Here is an 18,413-nt window from a genome sequence, read left to right as displayed (position 1 = left end):
CGGCGCGGACCGGCGGCGTCGTCACCCACAGATCAGCTCGTGCCGGGAATGGTGACGTTCTGCTCCTTGAACCCGTAGCCGGTCTTCGAGGCGTCGCGCTGCAGGCCCGCCATCGAGCTGTTGCCCGCGGCGATGTCGGCCGGCGTGGCGGTGCCGTTCTGCAGCTTGCCGGTCAGCGCGGAGAACTGGTTGCTCACGCCCTGCACGGCCCTGCACAGCGTCGGATTGGCCGCGGCGAAGCCCCTGGCGACCTTAAGCTGGTGCAGGGCGAAGGCGCCGGCGATCGCGGCCTTCGCGATCGTGCGCTTGCGCTTGTCCGCCCCGGCCCTGAAGCCGCCGCTGCGCAGCGGTTTGTAGATGTAGCGGTGGAAGGCGCCGAGCGCGAGACCCGCGTGCAGCGCGAACCGGGTCTTGGCGAACTTCCTGGCGTTGCCGCCGGTCGGGCACGGCGAGTTGTACTCGGTCTCGGCCGCGGTCGGCGTCGCGAGCGCCGTCGCGGCGGCGCCCCCGGACACCGGGACGGTGGTGGTCGTGCCGCCGCCGCAGCCGACGAGCAGTGCCGTCATCAGCACGGCCGCCGCCGCGAGCGCGGTAAGGGACCGAACAGTTCGTGCAGCCATCGTTTTCCCCCTGTGCCCCGGATCCTGTGACCCCCCGGATCCCGTGACCCTGGATCCTGTGACCCGTGCCTGTGGACCCCGTGCCTGCGGACCCTGTGCCTCTGGACTCTGCGGTTGCGCGGCGCACCGCCCTTGATCACCCCGGGCCCGCGCACCGTGTGGCGTCCCCAATCCGGGCCGTCGCGTGTGTGTGATCGGCGCCCTTCGCCGCGGCGCTCACCGAGCCGCGGATGTCGCGGGGCCGTGCCGGCCTCCAACGCGAGGGCGTTCTGGACGACGGTTGCCGCCCAGGCGGCGAGTATGCGGGCTTTTGCCGGGTCGGGGCGCTTTCCATGCCGCGGCGGGACGGACATTTTGGGGCAGCCGCACGGTTGGCATGGCGAAAGCGCGAGAAGCGGGCGAATTCGCTGGGAGAATCGGGCCCGGCCCGGTCCGGCGCATCGGGGGGACGTAGATCCCGCGTCGGCGGAAAGCCGGGGCCGGGCCATTCCGGAGCCGGCCCGGTCCGTCATTCATCGATCCCTGCCAATCGCCGCATCCGGATTCGCATCGGATTTTCCCTGGATCATGCGCGATGGCGGGCGGTGGGCTGGACGCCTCCCGGAAGAGATTCGGACAATGGGGGGGAAACAGCCCGATCCGCCGCGTTGCGGCTTGATCGAGAGGGAGAAGGGCCATGCGAGGTGGGCGAATCAGCATGATCGTCGGCTCGGCGCTGCTCGGCACGATCGCGCTCTGGCCGGCCGCGGCGTCTCCGGCGTCGGCGGGCACGGGTGGCGCGACCGCCGCGCAGGCGGCTCCCGGTGATTCGTACGCGAAGCCGAAGCCGCCTAAGTGCACTTATCGATGCACAAACCACCGTAAGTTCAAATGCTGTCCCAAGTGCACGCGAGTTGCGGGGAAATGCTAGGGAGTGTCGCGACGCGACCTAGAAGGTAATCCCTGCCGGGGCAGCCCCCGGAGGCCGTCGGCGCGCTGTCCGGTCATCTGCCATTCGCTCCGAATCCGCCTCGAATTCGATCTGAATTTCGATCCGAATTCGAGGCGATTCCACGCACCGCCGTGGCGGCGCCGGCTGCCGTATCGCCGGAGGGGCGCCGGGGCGGGCGGCGGGGTCGTGGCCCGCGCTCCGGGCTATGCTCACCCGGGACGACACCGGGGGACGACCCCCGGACCCGCAGGCGCGGTCAGGTGATCCTCTGCTGCGGGTTGCCCGACCGGCCCGGGGGAGGGGCGCATGGCGGTTCTGATCGACCGGCCGAACTGGCCGGGACCGCGGGGCCTGCTGTGGTCCCACCTGGTCAGCGATTCCTCCCTGGAGGAACTGCACGACTTCGCCCGCCTGCTCGGCGTGCCCGAGCGGGCCTTCGACCGGGACCACTACGACGTGCCGGAGACGGTCTACGACCAGGCCGTGCTCCTCGGCGCCGAGCCCGTCGGCAGCCAGGAACTGGTGCGGCGCCTGCGCGAGTCGGGCCTGCGCCGCCCGAAGACCCGCATCTGATCTACATCGTAAAGGCGTCCGACCGGCGCCGGATCTTCGCGGGAGTATGCCGGGCAGCGGCTCCCGAACCGGTCCGGCGGCGACCCGCACGGCTCGCCGTGTGCGCGTCGCCGGTCAGAGACCGGCCAGCTCGGCGGCGACGTTCTCACGTGCCCGCGGCTCCCACAGGTCCCGGCCCACAGGGGTGCCGAACAGGCGGGGCTTGCCGAGCAGCTCCCGCAGCACCCCGGCACGCCCGGTCCTGAACGCCTCGTCAGGCACGTGGCGGTACTCCTGCCGTACGGCCCTCGTGTACGCCTCGTAGGCGCCGGGCGGCGCCGCGAGGATCGCCAGATCGGCGTCGCACAGGACGGCCGCGTTCATGTCGCCGGGCTCGTAGCCGTGCCCCGCCGTGAGCCGTACGAGCCGGGCCACCTCGCGCACCCGCTCCGCCGGCAGGCCGCAGGCGGGCAGCCTGGCCTGGGCGAGCTGGGCGCTGCGCTCCTCGTCCCACCCCGGCCGCCCCTCGTAGACGGCGTCGTGGAACCACGCCGCCAGCCGTACGGCGTCTGCGTCCCAGGCCTGGGCGGCGAGCGGCTCGATCGCGGCCAGGACCGCCCGCAGGTGGGCCGTGGTGTGGTAGCGCCGGTGCGGTTCGGCCCAGCGGGCCTCCAGCTCGGCGGCGAGCGCCCGCCCGGCCGGCGAGCCGGTGAGGCAGCCGGGCCGGGGCAGGCTCCGATCGTCGGTCATGTGCCGAACCCTAAGCGCCGCCCCGCCGACCTGCTCGTCCGGGCTCGCACCGGGGGGAGGGCGACCGCGGGCCGGCCGGCCTATCTGCCGGGACGATCCAGCGCGGTCGCCGGGTCCGCGCCGCCGAGTTCGCTCTGATCGCCGGTGCGTGCCGCCGAGGCGGGAGTCCCCTGCCACGGCGGCGCGCCGGGCACGTGCACGCCGATCAGCGACAGCGCCCGGGCCACGATGTGGTCCACCACGTCGTCCAGCGACTCCGGGGCGGCGTAGAAGGCCGGCATCGGGGGCGCGATGATCGCGCCGATCTCGGTCGCGGTGACCATCGCCCGCAGGTGACCCAGGTGCAGCGGCGTCTCACGTACGCACAGCACCAGCCGCCGGCGTTCCTTTAGGGTGACGTCGGCGGCCCGCACCAGCAGGTTCTCCGACACCCCCGAGGCGATGGCGCCCAGCGTCTTGACGCTGCACGGGATCACGATCATCCCGTCCACCGGGTAGGAGCCGGACGCGATGGACGCGCCGATGTCGCGGAAGTTGTGCACCACCTCGGCGTCGAACGTCGCGTCCGGCATCTCGTACGCGGCCGTGCGCCGGGCGGCGGGGCTGACGATGAGATGCCGCTCCACCCCCGCCGCGCCGAGCAGCTGGAGTGTCCGTACGGCCAGGGCCGTCCCGGTCGCGCCGGAGACGCCGACGACGACCCGGCGCGGTGCGCCGGCGATCGGGGTGTTCATCGCGAGCCTCCCGCGATCGACCGGTTCCAGGGGGCCAGCCGCCGCTCGATCAGGCCGATCAGCCCGGTCAGCGCGACCGCGGCGGCCATCAGCACGACGACGGCGGCGAACATCCGGTCCGGCTGGAAGCTGTGCCCGGCGTCCACGATGACGCCGCCGACCCCGCCGATCGCGGTGAAGAACTCGGCGATCACGATGCCGACCACGGCCTTGCCGATGCCGATGCGCAGCCCGGTCATGATCGACGGGATGACGGACGGGATCACGATCTGGCTGAGGATGCGCGACTGCGAGGCGCAGAAGACGGTGCCGACCTCGATGAGGGTCCTGGGCACGTGCTGCACGCCGTTCCAGGTGTTGATGGCGATGGCGAAGACCGTCATGGTCATGACCATCGCGGCCTTGACCGCGAAGCCCAGGCCGAACCAGAGCATGAAGACCGGAGTGAGGGCGATCATCGGCATCGCGTAGCCCGCGATGACCAGCCAGCCGATCGCCGCCTCGACGACCCGGAACCGGCCGATGAGCAGGCCCAGCGGCACCCCGACAACGATGGCCAGCACGTAGCCGGTGAGGAAGGGCTGGGCGCTCTCCCACACCGCCGTGAGCATCGTGCCGTCCCCGATCATGCTGATCAGCGCCTTGAGGACGGCACTGGGCGGCGCGGCCAGGATCGGGTCGACCTGCCGGGCGGCGAGCTCCCAGATGACCAGCAGGACGACCACGCCCGCGGCGGTGACGAGGCGGTCACGGCCGCTGCGGCTCTGGGACCGGATCTTCCTGGACAGCGCGGTCTCGTCGTCGGCGGGCGCCGCCTGGTCTACCAGAGCGGTCATGCGGACACTCCATCCTGCTGCCGGATCTCGCGGCCGTGCACGAGTTGCAGCAGCTCGTGGCGGCGCTGGGCGAACTCCGCGGAGCCGCGGCGCTCGTCGATGGACGTGGAGCGGCCGAAGGCGGTGTCGAGCACGCCGTGCACCCGGCCGGGATCGGGCACGAGGGTGACCACGCGGTCGGCGAGCAGCACGGACTCGTCGATGTCGTGGCTGACGAAGATGATGGTCTTGCCGGTCCGCTCGTGGATCTCCAGCAGCTCGGCCTGCATCTTCTCCCTGGTCTGCGCGTCGAGCGCGGAGAAGGGCTCGTCCATGAGCAGCACGGCGGGGTCGATGGCGAGCGCGCGGGCGATGCCGACCCGCTGCCGCATGCCGCCGGACAGCTCGTGCGGCCGGCGGTTCGCGGCCTGCGTCAGCCCGACCAGCTCGATCGCCCGTTCCGCGGCCGCCCGCCGTTCCGCCTTGGGCAGGCCGCGGGCCTCCAGGCCGAACTCGACGTTGGCGAGCGCGGTACGCCAGGGCAGCAGCTCCGCGTTCTGGAAGACGATGCCCCGGTTGGGCCCGCAGCCGTGTACCGGCTCGCCGTCCACCTTCACCGTGCCGGAGGTCGGGTGCTCCAGGCCCATGATGATCCGCAGGAGCGTGGTCTTGCCGCACCCGCTGCGCCCGGTCAGGGCCACGATCTCCGAACGGCGCACCTGGAACGTCACGTCCCGCAGCGCGTGCACCTCGCGCCCCTTGTCGTCCGCGAAGACCTTGGACACTCCCTGAACGTCCACCGCCAGGTCGTCGCTCATTGGCTGTCCCCGTAGTAGTTCGACGGGACCTGGCCGAGCTCGCCGACGGCCTTCTGCCGATAGCTGTCGTCCACCAGCGGGTCCACCGGGATCGCCGTCTTGGTGATGCCGAGCTTCACCTGGAGGTCGGCGAGATAATTGATCTGCTTGACCGGGATCTCGCCGTTCATGGCCAGGTAGCCGCCGTCGTGGAACTCCTTGTACGTGTCGGAGATCATCGGGTCGTCCGCCGCCACCTTGAGCGTCTTGGCGGCCAGCGCCTGGGCCTCGTCCGGGTGCCCGTCGGCGTACCGGATGCCCTCGACCAGGCCGGCGATGAGGCCGGTGACCGCGTCGCCCTTCGACTGGAGCACGTCGTCCCTGGTGATCAGCGCGTACCTGGGGAAGTCGGGCACCACGTCCTTGGCCCGGGCGAGCACCTTGACACCGTCCTTGGCGGCCTGCGCGGTGTAGTCCAGCGGCGCGGAGGCGGCCTGCACCTGCCCGGAGACGACCGCCTTGTAACGGTCGGACGACCCGCCCGAGTTGACGAGCTTCACCGAGGACGGATCGACGGACGACTGGAGCATCATGGCCTTGGCGACCACCGCCGGCAGGCCGGTCGGGGTGGAGATGGCGAGCGTGGCGCCGGACAACGCGGACATGGAGGCCAGGTCGCTCTTGCCGTAGATGGCGTAGTTCTGGCCGGGCATGGTGGACCCGACGAACTTCAGCTTCGCGCCCTTCTGCGCCGCGAGCAGCGCCTCGCTGGGGTTGCCCTGGATCACGTCGACCTGCTTGGCCAGCAGCGCGGGGAAGGCCTGTGCGGCGCTCTTCAGCTGGACGACCTCGACCTTGACGCCGTGCTTGGCGAAGAAGTCCTTCTCCTGCCCCATCAGCAGATAGCCGGAGTCGGCGCCGGGCTCGTAGATGCCGTAGGTGATGGTGGCGCCGTCGCCACCATCGCCGGCGGCGGTGTCGTCGCCGCCGCACGCGGTGACGCCGAGGGCCAGGGAGGCGGTCACCGCGACGACCGCGGCCAGGCGAAGCCTGATCATTGTGCTTCCTCCGGTTGCTGTGCATGGGGGGATGGGGAGCCGAGTCCCGCCAGGACGTCGGCGAACTTGCGCGCGACCTGGTCACGCAGTTCCGGGCTCGCCTCGGCGACGGGCGGGAACTCCTTGAGGCGGTCGTACGGGCGGACGGCCATGATGACGGCCCGCGAATTGTGCGTCTGGCCGTGCGGGATGCGCGGGTCGAGCGGCCCGCTCCACGCCCGGCGGATGATCTCGATGTCGTCCACCGGGTCGCACCGCGTGGACATGGCCCACAGCACGTCGAACATGTCGGTCGGGTCGATGTCCTCGTCCACCACGACGACGAAACGGCCGAGATAGGAGCCGGACTGGCAGGAGGCCGCGAGCAGCCCGGCCTGCTTGGCGTGGCCGTCGTAGGCCTGCTTGACGGAGATGACGTTGAACAGCCGGGCCGCACCCGCCTCGTGGCACCACACGCCCTGCACGCCGGACAGTCCGGCCCGCTCGACCTCGTCCCAGATCATCCCCGCCTTCATCACGCACTTGCTGTAGGAGAAGTTGGAAGGGGGCCTGATGGGGGAGGCGACGGTCACGATGGGGTCGTTGCGGTGGTAGATCCGGCGGATGCGCACCACGGGCTGGTCCGAGCGGCCGCCTGCGTAGTAGCCGGTGAACTCGCCGAACGGCCCCTCGGGCGCGACCTCGCCCGGATACATCTCGCCCTCGAGCACCAGCTCGGCCCGGGCGGGCATGGGCAGCCCGTGGAGCTCGGAGGCCACCACCTCGAACGGCCGGCCGCGGTGCCCGCCCGCGTAGTCGTACTCCGACAGGCCGTAACGCAGCTCGTTGCCCGAGGCGAGGAAGAGCAGCGGGTCGTGACCGCAGGAGATCAGGACCGGGCAGGGCTCGCCGCGGGAGAAGTACTTCTCCCTGATCTGCCTGCCCTGCTTGCCGGGGGACATCCACAGGCCCACCCGGTCGGGGCCGTGCACCATGACCCGGTAGGTGCCGATGTTGACCCAGCCGTCGTCGGGGTCGCGCATGATGACCAGGTCGTCGGTGCCGATGTACCGCCCGCCGTCCCGCTCGTGCAGGAGCGGTGCGACCAGCGCCGTCACGTCCACCTCGTCGTCGCGCAGGACGTTCTCCAGCACCGGGCCGTCGTCCACGGTGACCGGCGGGATGGGCTCGTGGGTCTTCATCCGGTCCCGGTACGCGCGCACGACGTCGAGCGGATGACCGGGCGTCGGGAGGCCGAGGGTGAGGGCAAGCCGCTCGGCCGAGTTCGTGGCGCCGGAGAAGGCGCGGTGGCCGGGCTTGGCGCCCACGAGGTCGTCGAACAGGACGGCGGGACCGCCCTCGCCGCCGCGGTGCGCGATGAGCTCGATGAGGGTCCCGAGCTCGAGGTGCGGGTCGACGCCGCCGAGCCGCACCAGCTGACCGGACCGGTCGATCCGCTCGATCAGCTCGCGCAGGTCCGCGTGGGGAGCGTCGTAGTCGTTGTAGCTCACCGGCGCCACCCGCGCGAAAGCACGCTGAAGTGACCGTTTTGATGCAGAATCATGACATGTATCCGTCTCATGGCACAGCGTCCGGGTTCGTGCCAGAAGTTACGGTGCGTTTTCATAAAAGGGAATCACGCGGACATAGATTCTGCATAGCGGAACACATTCGGCCGACGTCGGGCGGCCGCGTGGTCACAGATCCTGGCTGATGCCCTCGGAGGCGGCGCGCAGCAGGGGAAGCATCGTGTGCAGGTTGCCCTGCGTCATGCGCTGGTGGGGCAGGCTGACCGCCAGCGCCGCGAGCGCGCGGCCGAGATGGTCGCGTACGCAGACGGCCACCGCGTCCAGCCCGGCGGCGCTCTCCTCGTGATTCACTCCGTAGCCCAGGTCGCGCACACTGCGCAACTCCGCGCGCAGTGCGTCGGGGTCGGTGATGGTGCGGTCGGTGACCCGGATGAAACCGTCGGGAAAGAGCGCGAGCACCTCCTCGTCGGGCAGCTCGGCGAGCAGGACCTTGCCGCCCGAGGTGCTGTGCGCGGGCAGCAGCGTGCCGGTGCGTGACGACACGCGCAGAGGCCGGTCGCCCTCCACGCCGTCGATGAACCGGGCGCCGTTGCCCTCCAGCACGATCAGGTTGATCGTCTCGTGCAGCTCGGCCGCCAGCCACTCCATGTGCCGCCTGGCCTTGCGCCGCACGTCGAGCCCGCCCACCGCGGTCAGCCCGATCTCCACCACGACCCGGCCGGCGCGGTAGGCCCTGGTGACCCGGTCCTGGGCGACGAATCCGCGGTGCGCCAGCGTGAGCAGCAGCCGGTGGGCCGTGGAGCGGGCGACGTCGAGCTCGTCGCTGACGTCGGTGACCCGCACCTCCCCCCGGTCTCTGATCATGAGCAGGATCTGCAGCGCTTTGTCCACCGAGCCGATGGCGTATGGGGGGAGGGCGTCAGTCATGGTGTTCTGTATAGCAGAAAAATCGCGCCAAACCCGTCTGTATTGGACAACGTGATGGCACCATGTGGTCGGTGCCGGACCAGGCGCCACCCATCGCAGGCCGTCGTCAACCGCCCGCCCCGCGACCCGGACCGCCTGATGAGCGGACGTACCGGGACGGAGCCGCCGGCACCGGCCATCCCCCGCCTGACGGCCCGACAGCACAGGAGCCAGGAGTCCTCATGCCGCCACGGTCCCCCGATCCCGCAAGCCTCTCGGTCGAGGAAGATGTTTTGATCGTCGGCGCCGGCATCGCCGGCCTGGTGCTCGCGCTCGAACTGCACGACGCCGGGATCGGCTGCCGTGTCTACGAGGCCGTGCCCGATCTCGGCGCGCTGGGCGTCGGCATCAATCTGCTGCCTCACTCCACCCGCGTCCTGCACCGGCTCGGCCTCGGCGACGCGCTGGCCGAGGCCGGCGTCGTCACCAGGGAATCGGTGTTCTTCAACCGCTTCGGCCAGCTCATCTACCGGGAGCCCTCCGGCCTGTACGCCGGATACGAGCATCCGCAGTACTCCATCCACCGCGGCGACCTGCAGGCGGTCCTGCTCGCGGCGGTGCGGGAGCGGATCGGCGAGGACGCCGTGGTGCTCGGCCACCGGTGCGCCGGAGCGGAGCAGGACGAGAACGGCGTGACCGTCCGCTTCACCGGTCCCGGCGGCGACCCGCTGCCCTCCGTACGGGCCCGGGTGCTGGTCGGCTGCGACGGCATCCACTCGGTGCTGCGCAAACAACTCCACCCGGACGAGGGCACGCCGCGCTACTCGGGCATCAACATGTGGCGAGGTGTGACCAAGGGCCGTCCGTTCCTGTCCGGGGCCAGCATGGTGCGGGCCGGCTGGATCGACCGGGGCAAGCTCGTCGCCTACCCCATCAGGAACCTGCCCGACGGCGACCAGCTCATCAACTGGGTCGTCGAGATCCAGACCCCCCGGCACCTGCAACGCGACTGGAACCGGCGCGGCCACCTGGAGGACTTCATCGGGCCCTTCGAGGACTGGCACTTCGACTGGCTCGACGTACCGGCGATGATGCGGGCCTCCGAGACCATCCTGGAATACCCGATGGTCGACCAGGATCCCCTGGACCACTGGAGCGTGGGCCGGATCACCCTGCTCGGCGACGCCGCCCACCCCATGGTGCCCCGCGGCTCCAACGGCGCCGGCCAGGCGATCCTCGACGCCCAGGCGCTCCGCAACCACCTGAGCGGCACGCCCGACCCGGTGGCCGCGCTGCGCGCGTACGAGGCGGAGCGGCTGCCCGCGACCGGGCAGGTCGTGCTGGCCAACCGGAGCATGCCGCCGGACGTGATCATCCGCGAGGTGTGGCAGCGGACCGGCGACCGGCCGTTCGAGTCCATCGACGACGTGATCAAGGTGGAGGAGCTGGCCGCGATCTCCCAGCGGTACAAGGAGATCGCGGGCTACTCCGCCGAGGCCCTGCGCGACCGCTGAGCCGGTCCCTGCTCCGGACGCCGGTCGGCGCCGCCCGGGGGGCTGCACAGCCGGAAGGCGGCAGAACCCCCCGGCCACCCGGCCGTCCTCCCGACGTGCCCGATTGTTCGACTACTATCGAACCATGCCTGGAGCCAGGGACCTCCCGCACCCCGACGCCGCGAGCCTTGTGCTGACCGACGTGCTGTTCGCGCTCAGCGACCCCTCGCGGCTGGCGCTCGTACGGCGGCTCGCGCAGGGCCCGCTGGAGGTGGCCGCGTGCCAGCCCACCGGGGGAGAGGTGCCGAAGTCGACGCTGTCGCACCACCTGAAGACCCTCCGCGAGGCCGGTGTCGTCCGCAACGTCCCGGAGGGCCGGCAGCGATACGTGAGTCTGCGCAGGGAGGATCTGGACGACCGCTTCCCCGGGCTGCTGGACGCCGTGCTCGGCACCGCTGCGGAGTAGGACCCGCACGGATCTGTGCGATCGTGGCGACGCGACCCCGTCTGACCCGTCCGGCTTTGGTGGATTCGGCCAGAGCCTCGCGGGACGCCGCCACGTAGCCTGTCCCTGTGCTGCGGCGGACGACCACGATCTCGGACATCGACGCGCCGGCGAGGCTGGCGGAGCTGCTCGATCACCACGACTACCTGGCCGACGAGGGCGTGACGACCGCGGCCTACCTCGCGCTCAAGATGGGCCGGCCGCTGTTCCTGGAAGGCGAGGCGGGCGTCGGCAAGACCGAGCTGGCCAAGACGCTGGCGGCGATCCTGGACGCGCCGCTGATCAGGCTGCAGTGCCACGAGGGGCTCGACGCGGCGCAGGCCATGTACGACTGGGACTTCCCCCGGCAGCTCCTGCATCTCAAGGCGGCCGAGGCGGCCGGCGTGGCCGACGTCGCCGCGCTCGAGGGCGAGATCTACGACCGGCGGTTCCTCATCGCGAGGCCGCTGCTGCGGGCCCTGGAGACGCAGCCCTGCGTGCTGCTGGTGGACGAGATCGACCGGGCCGACGACGAGTTCGAGGCGTTCCTGCTCGAGGTGCTGTCCGACTTCACGATCTCGGTGCCGGAGATCGGGACGATCAGCGCGGCGACCCCGCCGGTGGTCGTCCTGACCTCCAACCGGACCCGCGAGGTGCACGACGCGCTCAAACGGCGCTGTCTGTATCACTGGCTGGAGCATCCCGGGTTCGACCGGGAGGTCGCGATCCTGCGGCGGCGCCTGCCCGGATGCGCGGAGCGGCTCGCGGCCGACGTGGCGCGGACGGCGGGCCGGATGCGCGAGGCCGGCCTGGTCAAGCCGCCCGGCATCGCCGAGACCCTCGACTGGGCCGAGGCCCTGCTCACGCTCGGCGCGGTGGAGCTCGATCCGGCCCTGGCCGCCGCGACGCTGGGCGCGGTGCTCAAGCACCGGGAGGACCAGGAGACGGTCCGGGCCCTGGGGCTGCTCACGCCGGGCGGCGGCCGTGGCTGACGACGCCGCCGTCACCGGCAGGGGCGGGCACGGCAGCGGCCATGGCCCGCTCGCGTCGCCGGGCGGCGGCCCGGAACCGGTCGCGGTGCTGACCGGGTTCGCCCGGACGCTCCGGGCGGCGGGGGTCGCGGCCGACCACCATCGCACGCAGGCCTTCCTGAGGGCGCTCGGCCAGCTCGACGCCGCCGACGGGCGGAACGTCTACTGGGCGGGCCGTCTCACCCTGTGCGCCGGGCCCGACGACCTGCCCCGCTACGACCGCTGCTTCGCGGCCTACTTCTCCGCGGCCTTCCCCGCGCCGCGCCGCGTACGCGCGACGGTCGTGTCCGTGACCCGCCCGGTGGCGGCGGCGTACGGCGGCGGGGAGCCGGAACCGGCGGGCGAGACGGGCGCGCCCCCGGCCACGGCGAGCGAGATCGAAGTGCTGCGGCACCGGGACGTGGCGCGGATGAGCGAGGCCGAGCGGCGGGAGGTGCACCGCCTGCTCGCGCTGCTGCGCGGTGCGCGGCAGCCGCGCAGATCGCGCCGCCACCGCCCGTCGCCCCACGGCGGCGCGACCGACGCCCGGCGAACGGTCAGGGAGATCCTGCGGCACGGCGGGGAACCGGCCCGGCTGCGCCGCCGCGTGCACAGGGACCGGCCGCGACGGGTCGTCATGCTCGTGGACGTCAGCGGCTCGATGGCCGCATACGCCGACACGCTGCTGCGCTTCGCCCACGCGCTGGTGCGCGCGGAGCCGAGGGCGACCGAGGTGTTCAGCATCGGGACCCGGCTCACCAGGATCACCGCCGCGCTGCGCCACCGCGACCCCGGCCTCGCCATGGACGGATGCTCGGCGGCCATCCCGGACTGGAGCGGCGGCACCCGGCTGGGGGAGGAGGTGCGGGCGCTGCTGCGCCTGCCCGACCCCCGGGGCGCGATCGTCGTGATCGCCTCCGACGGATGGGAGCGGGGCCCTGCCGACCTGCTGGAGGCGCAGATGGCCCGGCTCTCCCGGCTGGCCCGCCGCGTCGTGTGGGTCAACCCGCACAAGGGCGACCCGGCGTACCGGCCGCTGACCGCGGGCATCCGGGCGGCGCTGCCCCACGTCACGGACTTCGTCGCGGGGCACAGCCTGGCCGCGTACGAGGACCTGGCCGCGCTGCTGGCCGGCGACCGGCCCGTGCGGGCCATGGGGAGGGGAGGGGCCGATGCGTGACGTGCTGGACCAGGTGCTGCGCTGGTGGGAGCAGGGGCGGCGGTTCGGCCTCGCCACCGTCGTCGGCACCTTCCGCAGCGCGCCGCGCCCGCCCGGCGCCGCCATGGCCGTCCTCGACGGCGAGGCGGCCGGCAGCGTGTCGGGCGGCTGCGTCGAGGGAGCGGTCTACGAGCTCGCCGCGCAGGTCGTCGCCACCGGGACGCCGGTGCTGCAGCGGTACGGCGTGAGCGACGACGACGCCTTCGCGGTCGGCCTGACCTGCGGCGGGATCATCGACGTGTTCGTGGAGCCGGTCTCCAGGGAGGACTATCCGCAGCTGGGGGAGGTCGCCGCGGACGTCGCCGCGCGGCGGCCGGTCGCCGTGGCCACGATCGTCGCGGGCCCCGGCCGCGTCGGGGCCCGCCGCGTGGTCTGGCCGGATCGGGCGGCGGGCTCGCTCGGCTCGGCCCGGCTCGACGACGCGGTGGACGACGACGTGCGCGGCATGCTCGCGCAGGGCCTGACCGGCGTGCGGCGTTACGGCTCCGAGGGCGAGCGGCGGCTCGACGACCTGCGGGTGTTCGTGCAGTCGTTCGCGCCGCCGCCGCGCATGCTGGTCTTCGGCGCGATCGACTTCGCCGCGGCCGTCGCGCGGATCGGGCGCTTCCTCGGCTACCACGTGGTGGTGTGCGACGCGCGGCCGGTCTTCGCCACGGCCAAGCGGTTCCCCGAGGCCGACGAGGTCGTGGTGGCCTGGCCGCACGACTACCTGGCCGCCGCCGAGGTCGACGAGCGCACCGCGATCTGCGTGCTCACCCACGACCCGAAGTTCGACGTGCCGCTGCTGGAGGTGGCCCTGCGCACTCCCGCGGCGTACGTCGGGGCCATGGGGTCGCGGCGCACGCACGCGGACCGGCTGGCACGGCTGCGCGAGGCGGGCCTGACCGAGGACGAGCTGGCCCGGCTGAGGTCGCCGATCGGGCTCGATCTCGGGGCGCGCACGCCGGAGGAGACGGCCGTGTCGATCGCGGCCGAGCTGATCCAGCTGCGCTGGGGCGGCAGCGGCAGGCCGCTCACCGAGACGTCGGGGCGCATCCACGGCGAGTCGCGGTGAGCGGCGCGGCGGTCGCCGGGCTGCTGCTGGCCGCCGGAGGCGGCAGCAGGTTCGGCGGGCCGAAGGCGCTGGCGGAGTTCGAGGGGGAGCGGCTGGCCGACCGCGGGGTGCGGCTGCTCGCCGAGGGCGGGTGCCGCCCGGTGCTGATCGTCCTCGGGGCCGCCGACGTGCCGGTCACCGGTGCGGTCGTCGTGCGCAATCCCGGCTGGGCGGCCGGCCTGGGGTCGTCCCTGCGGGCCGGGCTGCGCGCGCTCCCTCCGGCCGCCCCCGCGGTGGTGATCGCGCTGGCCGACCAGCCGCTCGTGCGGCCCGAGGCGGTGCGCCGGCTGATCGCGGCGTTCGAGGCGGGCGCCCGCGTCGCCGCCGCGGCGTACGGCGGGGCGCCGCGCAACCCGGTGCTCGTCGCGCGCGAGCACCTGGCGGAGGTGGCCGCGCTCGCCGAGGGCGACGTCGGCGCGCGGCCCTTCCTGCGCGCGCATCCCGAACTGCTCACGGCCGTGCCCTGCGACGACGCGGGCGACCCCGCGGACGTCGACACCCCGGCCGACCTGCGCCGACTCCGCAAAGAGTGATTCGCCCGATTCGCCGCCAATGGTGAGCTCCGTCACAATGATCGCAAGCAGTCCGGCCGAGCAGGGAGCGTTGTCATGACGGAGCAGGCGCCCGGCGGGTTCGACGTCACTCAGCCCAACGTCGCCCGCATGTACGACTACTACCTGGGCGGCAAGAACCACTTCCCGGCCGACCGGGCGGCGGCCGAGCGGATCATCGAGCTGTCCGAGGGGCACGTACGGGAGGCCGTTCGGGAGAACCGCGCGTTCCTCGGCCGGGCCGTGCGCTACCTGGCGGCCGAGTGCGGCATCCGCCAGTTCCTCGACCTCGGCGCCGGGCTGCCGACGCAGGGCAACGTCCACGAGATCGCGCTGAAGGAGGCCCCCGACTCGCTCGTGACGTACGTGGACAACGACGCGGTGGTGGCGGCGCACGCGCGGGCCCTGCTGGAGGGCGATCCGCGGGTGCGCTTCCTGGAGGGCGACCTGCGCAGACCCGAGGAGATCGTCGCCGCGGCGTCGGCGGCCGGTCTCACCTTCGACCGGCCCGTCGCGCTGCTGCTGGTGGCCTGCCTCCACTTCGTGCCGGACGAGGAGGACCCGGAGGGGATCGTGGCGGCCTACCGCGAAGTGCTTCCCTCCGGGAGCCACGTCGTCATCTCGCACGCCTGCTCCGACCCCATACCGGAGGCGATGGCCGCGGCGGGCGGCGTGTACGGCAGGGCCAACGCGCCCTTCGAGGCCAGGCCGGCGGCGCGCATCGCCCGGTTCTTCGACGGGTTCGACATGGTCGGGCCGGGCGCGGTGCCGCTGAACGAGTGGCGCCCCGAGCTCGACGCGCTGCCGTTGCGCGGCGGCTTCCTGCCGGTGCTCGGAGGCGTCGGCCGCCGCCCCTGACGGTGGTCACGGCCGCTCCATCTGGCTAGCCTTGGGACCCGAGTACGGAACATCATTCGGTTACTGGCTGGTTCACGCGCGGAAGGACGAAGCGGATGCGGATCGGGATGGCCCTCAACTACTCGGGGGGCTTCAAGGAGACCGTCGCCGAGCTGGCCGACTACGAGAAGGCCGGGCTCGACATCGTGTTCGTGGCCGAGGCGTACAGCTTCGACGCCGTCAGCCAGCTCGGCTACATCGCGGCGAGGACCGAGCGGCTGCAGATCGCCTCGGGCATCCTGCCGATCTACTCCCGTACGCCGGCCCTGCTGGCCATGACGGCCGCCGGCCTCGACTACGTCTCCGACGGGCGGTTCACGCTCGGCCTCGGCGCCTCCGGCCCGCAGGTGATCGAGGGCTTCCACGGCGTGCCGTACACCGCGCCGCTCGGCCGCACCCGCGAGGTGATCGAGATCTGCCGCACGGTCTGGCGGCGCGAGCGGCTGGAGTACTCCGGCAAGCACTACACGCTGCCTCTGGAGGGCGGCACCGGCCTTGGCAAGCCGCTCAAGCTGATCAACCACCCCGTGCGCGAGCGCATCCCGATCGTGATCGCCGCCATCGGGCCGAAGAACGTGGAGCTCGCCGCCGAGCTGGCCGAGGGCTGGGAGCCGATCTTCTACATGCCGGAGAAGGCCGGCGAGGTGTGGGGCCCCTCGCTGGCCGCCGGTCGCGAGCGCAGGGATCCCGCCCTCGGCGAGCTGGACGTGGTCGCGCAGGCCGTGCTCGCGATCGGCGACGACGTCGACGGCGTGCTTGAGCTGGGTCGATCCATGGCCGCCCTCTACATCGGAGGCATGGGCGCCAAGGGCAGGAACTTCTACAACGACCTCGCCCGCCGCTACGGCTACGAGAAGGAGGCCGAGCAGATCCAGGACCTCTACCTGGAGGGCAAAAAGAAGGAGGCCGAGGCGCTGGTGCCGAGGGAGCTGCTGGAGCGCGTCTCGCTGGTCGGCCCGGAGGGCCACGTGCGGGAGCGGCTGGCCGCGCTGCGAGAGGCCGGGGTGACCACGCTCAACGTCGCCCCCGTGGCCCACACCCACGAGGAGCGTGTGCGGCTCATCGAGAAGATCAGGGACATGGCGGCCTGAGCCGTCCGGCCGGCGCGGGCAACCGTCGCCCCGCGCCCTCCCGCGCCGTCGCCCCGCGCCGTCCCGCGCCGTCGCCCCGCGCCGTCCCGCGCCGTCGCCCCGCGCCGTCCCGCGCCGTCGCCCCGCGCCGTCCCGCGCCGTCCCGCGCCGTCGCCCCGCGCCGTCCCGCGCCGCCGCGCCGCCCGAGTGGGCGGCGCGGCGCGGGACGCCCCGGCCGCGGCGTGTGAGTGCGCCGTGCGGGCGTAGAGTCCGGGCGTGACGTACGAAACTCGCCGCGCGCGGCTGGCCGCGGCGCTCCCCGGGCACGACGCGGCCGCCGCTCTGGTCACCTGGCCGGTCAACGTCCGCTATCTGACCGGCCTGAGCAGTTCCAACGCCGCCGTGCTCGTCACCGCGACGGGTGAGGCCGCGCTCGCCACCGACTCGCGCTACCTGGAGACGGCCCAGGCGGTGTGCTCGGGCGTCGAGGTGATCGAGGACCGCGACGTCGCGGGGGTCCTGCTCGGCCGCGTGCTCGGCGCGGCGCGGGTCGCGGTGGAGGCCGACCACATGCCGGTGGGGCTGTTCCAGCGGCTGACCGCCGAGCACGCCGGCCTCCATCCGGTCGGCGGCCTCGTGGAGGCCGTCAGAGCCGTGAAGGACGAGGGGGAGATCGCCGCGCTGCGGCGCGCCTGCGCGATCACCGACGAGGCGTTCTCCGCGGTCCTGGGGCGCATCGCCCCCGGCGTCACCGAGCGGGAGATCGCCCGGTGGCTGGAGGCCGTCATGGTCGAGCTCGGCGCCGACAAGCCGGCCTTCGACTCCATCGTGGCGAGCGGCCCCAACGGCTCGATCCCGCACCACTCGCCCTCCGACCGGCAGGTCGAGCGGGGCGACCTGGTGACCATGGACTTCGGCGCCCGCTACGACGGCTACCACGCGGACATGACCCGCACGGTCGCGGTGGGCCCGCCCGCCCCCTGGCAGCGTGACCTCCACGACCTCGTACGGCAGGCCCAGCGCGCGGGCCGCCACGCCGTACGGGCGGGGGCGACGGCGCACGAGGTGGACGCGGCGGCGCGCGAGGTGATCGCGGAGGCGGGTCACGCCGAGCGGTTCGGCCACGGACTGGGTCACGGAGTCGGACTGGAGATCCACGAGCTGCCGTTCCTGGGCCCTGGCAGGACCGGTAGACTAGAGGATCGAGTTCCGATCACCGTCGAGCCGGGGGTCTATCTCCCGGGCAGGGGCGGTGTGCGCATCGAGGACACGCTGGTGACGCGTGGTGACGGGCCGGAGCTTCTCACACTGACGACCAAGGAGCTGCTCGTCCTGTAGGGCAGCCGCACGCGGGAGACGCTACGTGGCGACGACGAACGACCTGAAGAACGGACTCGTGCTCAAGCTCGACGGTGGGGAGCTGTGGACCGTTGTCGAGTTCCAGCACGTCAAGCCGGGTAAGGGCGGTGCGTTCGTCCGCACCAAGCTCAAGAACATCCTGTCCGGGAAGGTCGTCGACAAGACCTTCAACGCCGGCGTGAAGGTCGACGTGGCGAACGTCGACAAGCGCGACATGCAGTACTCCTACCTCGACGGCGACGACTTCGTGTTCATGGACACCGAGACCTACGACATGGTCAACATCCCGCGTGACGTGGTGGGCAGCGCGGCCAACTACATGCTGGAGAACACGACCGCGACCATCGCCTTCAACGAGGGCAACCCGCTGTACGTCGACCTCCCGGCGGCCGCGGAGCTGACGATCTCGCACACCGACCCGGGCCTGCAGGGCGACCGCTCCACCGGCGGCACCAAGCCCGCCACCCTGGAGACCGGCGCCGAGATCAAGGTCCCGCTCTTCATCACGACCGGCGAGAAGGTCAAGGTCGACACTCGCACCGGCGAGTACCTCGGTCGGGCCTGAC

General features: G+C 72.5%; 19 protein-coding genes. 11 read left to right on the top strand and 8 right to left on the bottom strand.

Annotation, left to right across the window (positions count from 1 at the left end; genetic code table 11):
• Positions 1-32: 32 nt before the first annotated feature.
• Positions 33-620, bottom strand: a complete 588-nt coding sequence (locus tag ACIBK1_RS25855) for a hypothetical protein (protein ID WP_197042682.1) — start codon at positions 618-620, stop codon at positions 33-35.
• Positions 621-1,857: 1,237 nt separating this feature from the next.
• Here ACIBK1_RS25855 and ACIBK1_RS25850 point away from each other — a divergent pair.
• Entirely contained in the window at positions 1,858-2,124 is a 267-nt protein-coding gene (locus ACIBK1_RS25850) for a DUF4031 domain-containing protein (RefSeq protein WP_030509017.1), read from the top strand.
• A 114-nt stretch (positions 2,125-2,238) separates the two neighbouring features.
• On the opposite strand, the gene ACIBK1_RS25845 is transcribed toward ACIBK1_RS25850, so the two are convergent.
• The 7 genes from ACIBK1_RS25845 to ACIBK1_RS25815 all read right to left on the bottom strand — a co-directional run bounded on the left by ACIBK1_RS25845 (position 2,239) and on the right by ACIBK1_RS25815 (position 8,692).
• Positions 2,239-2,853, bottom strand: a complete 615-nt coding sequence (locus ACIBK1_RS25845) for a metal-dependent phosphohydrolase (protein ID WP_396738244.1) — start codon at positions 2,851-2,853, stop codon at positions 2,239-2,241.
• An 80-nt stretch (positions 2,854-2,933) separates the two neighbouring features.
• Entirely contained in the window at positions 2,934-3,587 is a 654-nt protein-coding gene (locus ACIBK1_RS25840; protein WP_076432127.1) for a UbiX family flavin prenyltransferase, read from the bottom strand.
• Positions 3,584-4,423 carry an ABC transporter permease gene (locus tag ACIBK1_RS25835; protein ID WP_030509020.1) on the bottom strand — a complete coding sequence of 280 codons (840 nt, stop codon included), beginning with the start codon at positions 4,421-4,423 and terminating at the stop codon, positions 3,584-3,586. The genes ACIBK1_RS25840 and ACIBK1_RS25835 overlap by 4 nt, the downstream gene beginning before the upstream one ends.
• Positions 4,420-5,220 carry an ABC transporter ATP-binding protein gene (locus ACIBK1_RS25830; protein WP_030509021.1) on the bottom strand — a complete coding sequence of 267 codons (801 nt, stop codon included), beginning with the start codon at positions 5,218-5,220 and terminating at the stop codon, positions 4,420-4,422. Before ACIBK1_RS25830 ends, ACIBK1_RS25835 begins: the two co-directional genes overlap by 4 nt.
• The gene (locus ACIBK1_RS25825; RefSeq protein ID WP_030509022.1) at positions 5,217-6,257 is read right to left on the bottom strand and encodes an ABC transporter substrate-binding protein; all 1,041 of its coding nucleotides are present in this window, start codon (positions 6,255-6,257) and stop codon (positions 5,217-5,219) included. The genes ACIBK1_RS25830 and ACIBK1_RS25825 overlap by 4 nt, the downstream gene beginning before the upstream one ends.
• On the bottom strand, positions 6,254-7,747 hold the full coding sequence (locus ACIBK1_RS25820; protein ID WP_051761877.1) for a UbiD family decarboxylase: 1,494 nt from the start codon (positions 7,745-7,747) through the stop codon (positions 6,254-6,256). Before ACIBK1_RS25820 ends, ACIBK1_RS25825 begins: the two co-directional genes overlap by 4 nt.
• 186 nt (positions 7,748-7,933) lie before the next feature.
• The gene (locus ACIBK1_RS25815) at positions 7,934-8,692 is read right to left on the bottom strand and encodes an IclR family transcriptional regulator (protein WP_030509024.1); all 759 of its coding nucleotides are present in this window, start codon (positions 8,690-8,692) and stop codon (positions 7,934-7,936) included.
• Between the two features lie 272 nt (positions 8,693-8,964).
• Here ACIBK1_RS25815 and ACIBK1_RS25810 point away from each other — a divergent pair, with 272 nt between their 5' ends.
• From ACIBK1_RS25810 to efp, 10 genes are all read left to right on the top strand, one after another.
• Complete coding sequence (locus ACIBK1_RS25810; RefSeq protein ID WP_396721341.1) at positions 8,965-10,185, top strand: flavin-dependent oxidoreductase; 1,221 nt, start codon at positions 8,965-8,967, stop codon at positions 10,183-10,185.
• 124 nt (positions 10,186-10,309) lie between these two features.
• Positions 10,310-10,630: an ArsR/SmtB family transcription factor gene (locus tag ACIBK1_RS25805; protein ID WP_030509026.1), complete on the top strand. Its 321-nt coding sequence runs from the start codon at positions 10,310-10,312 to the stop codon at positions 10,628-10,630.
• Positions 10,631-10,737: 107 nt separating this feature from the next.
• Positions 10,738-11,640: an AAA family ATPase gene (locus ACIBK1_RS25800; RefSeq protein WP_051761878.1), complete on the top strand. Its 903-nt coding sequence runs from the start codon at positions 10,738-10,740 to the stop codon at positions 11,638-11,640.
• Positions 11,633-12,838 (top strand): vWA domain-containing protein, encoded by a 1,206-nt coding sequence (locus tag ACIBK1_RS25795; RefSeq protein WP_051761879.1) that lies wholly within the window; start codon positions 11,633-11,635, stop codon positions 12,836-12,838. The genes ACIBK1_RS25800 and ACIBK1_RS25795 overlap by 8 nt, the downstream gene beginning before the upstream one ends.
• On the top strand, positions 12,831-13,931 hold the full coding sequence (locus tag ACIBK1_RS25790; protein WP_030509029.1) for an XdhC family protein: 1,101 nt from the start codon (positions 12,831-12,833) through the stop codon (positions 13,929-13,931). The genes ACIBK1_RS25795 and ACIBK1_RS25790 overlap by 8 nt, the downstream gene beginning before the upstream one ends.
• A complete protein-coding gene (locus ACIBK1_RS25785; protein ID WP_030509030.1) occupies positions 13,928-14,503 on the top strand; it encodes a nucleotidyltransferase family protein in 576 nt (191 codons plus the stop codon). Before ACIBK1_RS25790 ends, ACIBK1_RS25785 begins: the two co-directional genes overlap by 4 nt.
• A gap of 75 nt (positions 14,504-14,578) precedes the next feature.
• Complete coding sequence (locus ACIBK1_RS25780) at positions 14,579-15,379, top strand: SAM-dependent methyltransferase (protein ID WP_030509031.1); 801 nt, start codon at positions 14,579-14,581, stop codon at positions 15,377-15,379.
• Positions 15,380-15,474: 95 nt separating this feature from the next.
• Positions 15,475-16,509 (top strand): LLM class F420-dependent oxidoreductase, encoded by a 1,035-nt coding sequence (locus ACIBK1_RS25775; protein WP_030509032.1) that lies wholly within the window; start codon positions 15,475-15,477, stop codon positions 16,507-16,509.
• Between the two features lie 255 nt (positions 16,510-16,764).
• The gene (locus tag ACIBK1_RS25770; RefSeq protein WP_396738237.1) at positions 16,765-17,826 is read left to right on the top strand and encodes an aminopeptidase P family protein; all 1,062 of its coding nucleotides are present in this window, start codon (positions 16,765-16,767) and stop codon (positions 17,824-17,826) included.
• Between the two features lie 25 nt (positions 17,827-17,851).
• Entirely contained in the window at positions 17,852-18,412 is a 561-nt protein-coding gene (efp, locus tag ACIBK1_RS25765) for an elongation factor P (protein ID WP_030509034.1), read from the top strand.
• The last annotated feature ends 1 nt before the right edge of the window (position 18,413 follow it).

Source organism: Microbispora rosea (assembly GCF_044460045.1).
GTDB lineage: Bacteria > Actinomycetota > Actinomycetes > Streptosporangiales > Streptosporangiaceae > Microbispora > Microbispora rosea.
The sequence above is the reverse complement of the archived record's forward strand: the minus strand, read 5'-3'. Positions and strand labels throughout refer to the sequence as shown.

Bases quoted from the DNA above. Each gene is read 5' to 3' on its own strand.
- ACIBK1_RS25805 (WP_030509026.1), top strand. From the start codon at position 10,310: ATGCCTGGAGCCAGGGACCTCCCGCACCCCGACGCCGCGAGCCTTGTG.
- ACIBK1_RS25835 (WP_030509020.1), bottom strand. From the start codon at position 4,423: ATGACCGCTCTGGTAGACCAGGCGGCGCCCGCCGACGACGAGACCGCG.
- ACIBK1_RS25840 (WP_076432127.1), bottom strand. From the start codon at position 3,587: ATGAACACCCCGATCGCCGGCGCACCGCGCCGGGTCGTCGTCGGCGTC.
- ACIBK1_RS25825 (WP_030509022.1), bottom strand. From the start codon at position 6,257: ATGATCAGGCTTCGCCTGGCCGCGGTCGTCGCGGTGACCGCCTCCCTG.
- ACIBK1_RS25775 (WP_030509032.1), top strand. From the start codon at position 15,475: ATGCGGATCGGGATGGCCCTCAACTACTCGGGGGGCTTCAAGGAGACC.
- ACIBK1_RS25855 (WP_197042682.1), bottom strand. From the start codon at position 620: ATGGCTGCACGAACTGTTCGGTCCCTTACCGCGCTCGCGGCGGCGGCC.
- ACIBK1_RS25850 (WP_030509017.1), top strand. From the start codon at position 1,858: ATGGCGGTTCTGATCGACCGGCCGAACTGGCCGGGACCGCGGGGCCTG.
- ACIBK1_RS25845 (WP_396738244.1), bottom strand. From the start codon at position 2,853: ATGACCGACGATCGGAGCCTGCCCCGGCCCGGCTGCCTCACCGGCTCG.
- ACIBK1_RS25780 (WP_030509031.1), top strand. From the start codon at position 14,579: ATGACGGAGCAGGCGCCCGGCGGGTTCGACGTCACTCAGCCCAACGTC.
- ACIBK1_RS25790 (WP_030509029.1), top strand. From the start codon at position 12,831: ATGCGTGACGTGCTGGACCAGGTGCTGCGCTGGTGGGAGCAGGGGCGG.
- ACIBK1_RS25815 (WP_030509024.1), bottom strand. From the start codon at position 8,692: ATGACTGACGCCCTCCCCCCATACGCCATCGGCTCGGTGGACAAAGCG.
- ACIBK1_RS25830 (WP_030509021.1), bottom strand. From the start codon at position 5,220: ATGAGCGACGACCTGGCGGTGGACGTTCAGGGAGTGTCCAAGGTCTTC.